This window comes from uncultured Nonlabens sp. (assembly GCF_947495285.1).
In the GTDB taxonomy this organism is placed as follows: domain Bacteria; phylum Bacteroidota; class Bacteroidia; order Flavobacteriales; family Flavobacteriaceae; genus Nonlabens.
Genome location: NZ_CANLXZ010000054.1, coordinates 1 through 6,831, shown reverse-complemented (window position 1 = coordinate 6,831; position 6,831 = coordinate 1). Strand labels below are relative to the sequence as shown.

Here is a 6,831-nt window from a genome sequence, read left to right as displayed (position 1 = left end):
GATATCTAAATATGCTGTTCTTCCCATACATAAATATACAAAAAATAAATGACATTATATAACTATATTGGTATTAAACCATCTTATCCATTCACCCATTAACAAACTCAAAGACTATCTTTGCACCACCATGAAGCTCACCCTAGGCAGAAATAAAAAATTAAAAAGCAAAAAGGCTACAGACTTAATTTTCAGTGATGGAAAATCATTGAGAAAAGGGCCTTTGCGTGTCGTTTATTTTATAGAACCTACTACAGCGACACAACATCAAGTAGGAGTGAGCGTAGGAAAACGTTTCTTTAAAAGTGCCGTAGACCGCAATCGTGTAAAACGATTAATGCGTGAATCTTATAGACTGCACCAAGAATTATTACCGGTAACAAATGGCCTCCATTTAAAGGCTATGTTTATATTTCAATCTGGTAAAATGCCTGACCATGAATATATCGAGCAGCTTACTAAAAAGCTGTTGAAGGAGTTAGCTAAGAAAATTGCTGTGTAAGATTATTGAGAGTAAAAAATAAAAGACTAATAATAAAAATGTCTGAAGCTCAGTTGGAGCACACTCAGAAACGATAACTTTACCCCATATCTCATCCTCTAAAACTGGCACTAACCTTGCGTACAATTGTTTAAAATAAGTGTGGTTAGTAATTAATATGGTGTTTCTTACTATTTATCCTATATTTAATGCACCATACATGAGCCACAAATAAAAATGATGAGTCAAAAGATTGATATAAAAAGACAGATCCTACTACCTATTGCTGCAGCTGGATTATTACTTACTACAGCTAGTTTTCAAAACGATTTTTTTGAGATAGCAAAACAGATTGAGATTTTTACAGAAATGTATAAACAGATCAATATGAATTATGTAGACGACACAAACCCAGCAGACCTTATGGATAATGCCATAGAAGGAATGCTAGAAGGACTAGATCCCTATACCGTTTACTGGACAGAGCAAGAGGTAGAAAAATCTAAAATAAATCGTCGCGGTTCTTACACCGGTATAGGTGCAAACGTGCGTACCAAAGAAGATAAAATTACCATAATAGAGCCATGGAAAGATTATCCTGCAGATAAAGCTGGACTTAAAGCAGGTGATGACATCATAGAAATAGATGGTATAAAGATTAAAGATTATAAAGAAAACGCCGGTGATTTATTAAAAGGATCTGCCGGGACAGAGCTTCGTATTACCTACACACGTCAGGGAAAAAATAAAACCGCAATACTTAAAAGAGAAGGTGTAGAAGTAAATGCCGTACCATTTTATGAAATGGCAACACCAGAAATAGGCTATGTAGTCCTATCTAAATTTAATCAAAAAGCATCTAGAGAGACTAAGGCTGCTATAAAAGAATTAAAAGAAAAAGGTGCTAATAAAGTTATTCTTGATTTAAGAGGTAATCCAGGTGGTTTATTAAGTGAGGCCGTAAATGTATCTAACCTTTTTATTCCTAAAGGGAAACTAATTACCAGTACACAATCTGTTGTTTCTAAATATAATAAAACATATCTTACTAAGCGCAATGAAGAATTTGAAGGTATGAAAGTAGCCGTACTTATTAATGGTCGCAGTGCCAGTGCTAGTGAGATAGTAAGTGGTAGCATACAAGATTATGATCGCGGTGTGGTTATAGGCGCAAGAAGTTTTGGTAAAGGACTTGTACAACGTCCTAAACCACTTTCTTATGGTACACAGGTTAAGATTACCATTTCTAGATATTACACACCTAGTGGTCGTTGCATACAGGCACTAGATTACTGGAATCGTGATGAAAATGGAGATGCTGTACGTACTAAAAAAGAAGATTATAAAGCCTTTAAGACCGTAAATAGTGGTCGTACGGTTTATGATGGTGGTGGTGTAGAACCAGACGTTAATATAGAGTCTGCAGTGTACTCACCTATTACCACAGCACTTCTTAAAGAAAATTCCATATTTGATTATGCTACAGAGTACTATTATAAGCATCAATTTAATTCTATGGACGATATTCAGTTTACCGATGCAGATTTTCAAGAGTTTGTAATGTGGATAGAAAAACGTGGTTTTGAATTTGAGACGGTTACAGAGTCCGCTTTCGCGAAAGCGTACCAAACAGCAGCAAATGAAGAACTAGATGATGATATTAAGAACTCTTATGAGATCATGCTAGAAAACATCAAGACAGCAAAAAAGAAAGAGGTAATAGATAAAAAAGCCGAAATTAAAAGCCTCCTTACCGATGAGATTGTGAAAAGATACTTCTATAAAGAAGGTCTTTATAAGTACCAGATCAAATACAATCCAGAAATAAAAGCAGCCATAGAAGTCCTTAATGATGAGGCAAAATACAATCGCATACTTAAATAATGAATTTTAGAAAAATAGTAACTCCATTTCTTTTATTTCTAGGCCTAGTAAGCACAGGCCAACTTACAGAAACGCATTCTGTATACTTTGATCTAGATAAAGATAAGTTTGCTTTTACCGAGGGAAAACAACTCAATTCCTTCTTTGATGACCTTTTATATAAACCACTCCTAGATGTAAAAATATTAGGTTATTGTGACGATCGTGGTTCTTATAAATATAACCTAGATCTTTCTAATAGACGTGTAGAAACCGTTTCTAAATGGTTACAAGACCATTCTATTACTATAGAACATATTTCTAAAACCATAGAAGGTCGTGGAGAGGTAGCACTAGAAGAAGGTTCTGAAAAGTTATCCATAGAAGATGAGCGAGCACAAAATCGCAGGGTAGATATTATATTCTCGCTTAAACAAAGTATAAGCAAACGTCTAGAAATCAAAAAAATAAATAAAAGTGATCTTACTACTAATGAGGCTGCACAGATAAAAACTTATGAGAAGAAAGTGGTAAATGCTGTCCTAAAAAATGAAAAAAGCAACGTCACTATTCCCATATCAAATAATTCTAAAATATTACCTCAAGAACATATAAAAGAACCTACACCGGTAATACCTGTTATAGGAAAAGATGAATATCTCGATATACCTACAAAACTAGACACACCAGTGGATAATACACAAGATCCATTTAAATCTCTATTGAGTAAAAACCTTAAAAAAGGTCAAGTTATTAGGTTGGAAAATATATTGTTTTACAAAGGAAGATCTACTATTCTAGAAGAATCGCAACCGCTTCTAGATCGTGTTGCAGAAATCCTTGTAGCTCGTAAAGACATACATTTTGAAATACACGGTCATGTGTGTTGTATCAACCCTGTTTATAAAGATGCTTATAATAGAGACACAAAAAAGTCTAACCTATCCCATGATAGAGCAAAGGCTATCTTTTTTATTCTTAAGAAAAGTGGCGTCACATATAATAGAATGAAATATAAAGGATTCGGTCGTACTAAGCCATTGGGCGGCATTGATAAGTTAGACCGTAGAGTAGAATTGTTTATTACTAAAATAGACGGACAGTAAATTTTAAAATATTTTACAACTAATTAGTTTATATATCGTAATTTTACGATTAATAGTATGGGAGTTACTAAAACAGAAAAATTTACCGAAAAGCAAAATCAAGTGGCGCGCATGGCCAAAGCTCTTGCGCACCCTGCTAGAATAGCTATTTTAGAATATCTATTCTCTATAGATTCTTGTGTGTGCGGTGATATAGTAAGTAAAATAGGTCTAGCACAACCCACAATATCACAACATTTAAAAGAATTAAAAACAGTAGGTTTAATAAAAGGTAATGTAGAAGGTACGAGTGTATGTTATTGTATCCATCACGATAACTGGCTATTAATGAAAAATACGCTTTCTACTATTCTAGACCTCGATACTAGACATATAGATAATTGTTGCTAAAAAAATTTACTTTTATTAATCGTAATATTACAATATATAAAAATAAGATCATGAAAATATCAGAATTTAAAACAGTACTTGCAGGCCTAAAAACGATAAGTTTTCAACTGCCAGATGGTAGCTTAGTTCCTTCACATTTTCACGTTACAGAGGTAGGTAAAGTGGTTAAACATTTTATAGACTGTGGTGGTACAGAGCGCTTAGAAACTGTAGTTAACTTTCAGCTATGGGAAGCAAATGATTATGATCATAGACTGCACCCAGAAAAACTGGTTTCTATTATCGAGCTTTCTCAAAGTAAACTAGGGCTACCAGATACAGAGATAGAGGTAGAGTACCAGGCTGGTACCATAGGTAAATATGGGATAGCATTTGATGGTACATCATTCTTATTAACTAATAAACTAACTGACTGCCTAGCAAAAGATGCTTGCGGTATACCACAAGAAAAACAAAAATTAAAACTAATAGATGTACAAACAGAAGCACAAAATTCTTGCGCACCTGGATCTGGATGTTGTTAATTTATAAAAATAGTCATGACATTTACTTCTATAGAAAATACCATAAATACGCTAGATACAGCAACTATCACAGAACCGCGCAAGAAAATTCTTGCTAAGTTAAGCGAGTATATACAACAAAAGGTAAATCAAAACGATTCTATTAACCTCAATTTTATTTGTACCCACAACTCACGTAGAAGTCATCTAGGACAGATATGGGCACAAACGCTAGCTAATTTTTACCAAATTGAAAATTTAAAAGCCTATTCTGGTGGGACAGAAGCAACGGCGGTTTTTCCTAAAATAGTAGAAACTGTAAAAAATCAAGGTTTTCAAATAGAGGTTATTGAAGAAGGAAAAAATCCTTTGTATACCGTTTACTTTGATGAAGACTGCGATCCTGTACTATGTTTTTCTAAAATATATGATGATATCGATAACCCAGAAAGTGATTTTGCAGCGGTTATGACTTGCGATAGTGCAAATGAAGGATGTCCTTTTATACCTGGCGCAAATCAACGTGTTGCAGTGACTTATGAAGATCCTAAAAACTCTGACGGTACACCACAACAGGATGAAGTCTATAGATTAAAAAGCCTAGAAATAGCTACAGAGTTAAAATATGTATTCTCTCAAATAAAGTAAAGTTATGAGTGCTAAAAAATTAAGCTTCCTTAATCAGTATTTAACGCTTTGGATATTTCTAGCCATGGCTATAGGTGTAGGTTTAGGTTATGCCATTCCTAATATTGCTAGCTCTATAGACTCTATGAGTTCTGGAACAACTAATATTCCTATAGCGATAGGGTTGATATTAATGATGTATCCACCACTCGCAAAGGCAGACTATAAATTGTTGCCTAAAGTTTTTAAGAATACTAAAGTTCTAAGCATCTCTTTATTACTCAACTGGATTATAGGACCGGTATTGATGTTTGTACTCGCATTAATCTTCTTACATGATTATCCAGAATATATGGTAGGTCTTATTTTAATAGGTCTAGCCAGATGTATAGCGATGGTACTGGTATGGAATGACCTTGCAGAAGGTTCTCCAGAATATGGTGCAGGATTAGTAGCTTTAAACAGCGTTTTTCAAGTCTTTGCCTACTCCTTTTATGCCTGGTTGTTTATAACCGTGTTGCCACCTTATTTTGGGTTTGATAGTGCGATAGTAGATATCTCTATACCTACCATTGCAGAGAGTGTTGCTATTTACCTAGGTATTCCATTTCTTATGGGTGTACTAAGTCGTTATTTTTTAGTAAAGACCAAAGGAAAAGACTGGTATGAAAATGTTTATATACCAGCTATTTCACCTATTACCTTAATCGCATTATTGCTTACTATCATTTTAATGTTTTCATTAAAAGGTGAGTTAATTGTTCAAATACCATTTGACGTACTATTAATAGCTGTTCCATTAATGATCTATTTTATAGTTATGTTCTTAATAGGGTTCTTTATCAGTAAATATCGCGGTGCAAGTTATAGTGAAAATGCAGCTATCGCATTTACCGCAGCCGGTAATAATTTTGAACTTGCTATTGCTGTTTCTATTGCTGTTTTTGGACTCAATTCTGGTCAGGCATTTACCGGTGTCATCGGGCCTCTAGTAGAAGTTCCAGCATTAATATTACTAGTCAGAGTAGCTTTCTGGTTAAAGAAGAAGTATTATTAGAAACTTTTTAAAATTTAGATAACATATTTTGCGGTGAATAAAAACCTTATTTGCCGCATATTTACGGTGAATAAATTACTATTTAAAACTGAAAATTTACTTCAAAATAATAGCTCTAGTATCTTATTTAGTTTTGAGCCTTGCATTAAAAGTTTTTAGGTAATGATGGTTTCTTGTGGTTGATTTAATGTCTACAAATTCAGACAACTATTCTCTGAGAGAATTCATTGATGTAAATCTCTGATTCTCGCATTCCTTCTTCAATTTTTGCCCTATTTCTTCCCATGCATTGAGTTCTGGGTTATATGACGGTATCCTCAATAGGTATATGTTTTCTGGTATATCTATATTTTTTGTAGAATGAAACCCTGTGTTATCTATGACCGTTATTTTAAATTCTTTTAGCTAATCTTTAAAAGTTACAGGTCTACTGCATTTATATATCAAACAAAGGAGTCTTATTTATACAGATAAGTACTTACCATATCGATAGGTAGTATAAAAGGTTTTTTAGTTGGTTACTACTACCTTTACTCTTGATTCTATTAAAGACTTTCCTAAAGGGTATATTCATCTAAATCGAGCTTTCTTAAAATGAAAAGGTTTACATGGTTGCTACTGTCCTTTTTATACTTACTATATTGTTTTTTTGAGTATAAAGTGGTTATTAAGAAAGCGTTTTCAGATTCATTATCCTTCTTATAATACCAATATAGTTTTATAACGCCATATATTTTTTGTATATTTATGTATGGGAAGAACAGCATATTTAGATATCAAAGAATCAATTACAGAACTCAAAAC

The 6,831-nt window shown here is 33.5% G+C and carries 8 protein-coding genes; 7 read left to right on the top strand and 1 reads right to left on the bottom strand.

Annotation, left to right across the window (positions count from 1 at the left end):
- The first annotated feature begins 130 nt into the window (after positions 1–130).
- From rnpA to arsB, 7 genes are all read left to right on the top strand, one after another.
- On the top strand, positions 131–502 hold the full coding sequence (gene rnpA / locus Q0838_RS13905; RefSeq protein ID WP_298956414.1) for a ribonuclease P protein component: 372 nt from the start codon (positions 131–133) through the stop codon (positions 500–502).
- Positions 503–721: 219 nt separating this feature from the next.
- Positions 722–2,365: a S41 family peptidase gene (locus Q0838_RS13900; RefSeq protein ID WP_298956412.1), complete on the top strand. Its 1,644-nt coding sequence runs from the start codon at positions 722–724 to the stop codon at positions 2,363–2,365.
- Positions 2,365–3,450: an OmpA family protein gene (locus tag Q0838_RS13895; RefSeq protein WP_298956410.1), complete on the top strand. Its 1,086-nt coding sequence runs from the start codon at positions 2,365–2,367 to the stop codon at positions 3,448–3,450. The genes Q0838_RS13900 and Q0838_RS13895 overlap by 1 nt, the downstream gene beginning before the upstream one ends.
- A 57-nt stretch (positions 3,451–3,507) precedes the next feature.
- Positions 3,508–3,840 (top strand): metalloregulator ArsR/SmtB family transcription factor, encoded by a 333-nt coding sequence (locus Q0838_RS13890; RefSeq protein WP_298956408.1) that lies wholly within the window; start codon positions 3,508–3,510, stop codon positions 3,838–3,840.
- A 50-nt stretch (positions 3,841–3,890) separates the two neighbouring features.
- Positions 3,891–4,364, top strand: a complete 474-nt coding sequence (locus Q0838_RS13885) for a DUF6428 family protein (protein ID WP_298956405.1) — start codon at positions 3,891–3,893, stop codon at positions 4,362–4,364.
- A 15-nt stretch (positions 4,365–4,379) separates the two neighbouring features.
- Positions 4,380–4,991: a protein-tyrosine-phosphatase gene (locus tag Q0838_RS13880; RefSeq protein ID WP_298956403.1), complete on the top strand. Its 612-nt coding sequence runs from the start codon at positions 4,380–4,382 to the stop codon at positions 4,989–4,991.
- A 4-nt stretch (positions 4,992–4,995) separates the two neighbouring features.
- Positions 4,996–6,027 (top strand): ACR3 family arsenite efflux transporter, encoded by a 1,032-nt coding sequence (gene arsB / locus Q0838_RS13875; RefSeq protein WP_298956399.1) that lies wholly within the window; start codon positions 4,996–4,998, stop codon positions 6,025–6,027.
- A gap of 207 nt (positions 6,028–6,234) precedes the next feature.
- Here arsB and Q0838_RS14430 read toward each other — a convergent pair whose 3' ends face one another.
- A complete protein-coding gene (locus Q0838_RS14430) occupies positions 6,235–6,408 on the bottom strand; it encodes a transposase (RefSeq protein WP_366942061.1) in 174 nt (57 codons plus the stop codon).
- Positions 6,409–6,831 lie beyond the last annotated feature (423 nt).